Source organism: Caballeronia sp. LZ003, from assembly GCF_031451465.1.
GTDB lineage: Bacteria > Pseudomonadota > Gammaproteobacteria > Burkholderiales > Burkholderiaceae > Caballeronia.
On the sequence record NZ_JARUXJ010000072.1, the window covers coordinates 1 to 1,013 of the forward strand.

Annotated in this window: 1 protein-coding gene; it reads right to left on the reverse strand. The window is 60.1% G+C overall.

Translation table 11 applies throughout. The features are described 5' to 3' along the window. The coding region (locus tag QCE79_RS32995; RefSeq protein WP_309851661.1) for a phage major capsid protein at nucleotides 1-897 on the reverse strand (897 nt) is incomplete at its 3' end. Nucleotides 898-1,013: the final 116 nt, after the last annotated feature.

Here is a 1,013-nt window from a genome sequence, read left to right on the forward strand (position 1 = left end):
AAGATCGATGATTGCGTCTGACGAGATTGCGCCCGCTGTGCCCGAGCCTACGATACCAATCTCGCCGAATGGGTGTTTTTTTTCAGCCACACCGCCCTTCACGTATTGCAGAATGCCGCAGGGCTTGTTCTCGCCGTCGCCGTCAAGGAACGCTCTACCCTCCTGCTTGGCAAATTCAGCCTGCACCTCATCAGCGAACCAGGTTTGGAGATCGATCTCGCTGTCGTCGAGGATTTGTTGGGTGGCCGCCGGGTTCGCATAGATCTCGCCCGAACCAAACGTCAAAGACTTGAATTGCGCGGTGCCGGTCTGCTTGCGCTCCTCCGTTTCGCCCACCCAGCCACTTGCGGTGCCCCCCATGTTGAACAGCTTCGAGAAGCCCGCCTTCGAGACCGATTGCACACGACAGATCTGCCGCATCGGTGAGATAGGCACCAGCTTGTCCGTAATCGTGCGGTCCCACTCGACTGGCGTCAAATAGCCACCCTGCTCATCGGCGCCTTTATTGAGCGCCGCATTCACGTCGCCGCGCTTCACATGCGCATTAAACGCTTCCGTGTATTGCGCGTCGCGAAGCTGCTTGCCGCCCGCATTCATCTGCGTGGCCGCAATCTTGATGTTCGCATCGTCGATGGCCTTCTGTAGCTCCTCGACGTGGGCGTCGATCTTCGTCACCTTGGCTGCGATGTCGCTTGCGGGCAAACCCGCTTTCACGATCTCGAGCTGCTTCGTATGCTCGGCCTTGAAGTCGTGAAATGCCTTTTGCAGCGTCTCGACCAACGCCTTGACCTCGGGCATTGCGCCCTCGGCGCGCACAAACATTAGGCCGCGCGGCACGAAACCGGCGCGCGGGGTCAACGCCGCGGCGAGCGCAGCGATGAAGCTAGACGTATTCATATTAGCCTTCGATAGTGTTAAGAAGATTGCGCAGCGAAGCTGCAACGGCATCGCCAGCGCCCGGCGTGGCGGGATAACCGGCAGCGCCCGGCTTGCCGTCGTGGCCGTCGTGGCCG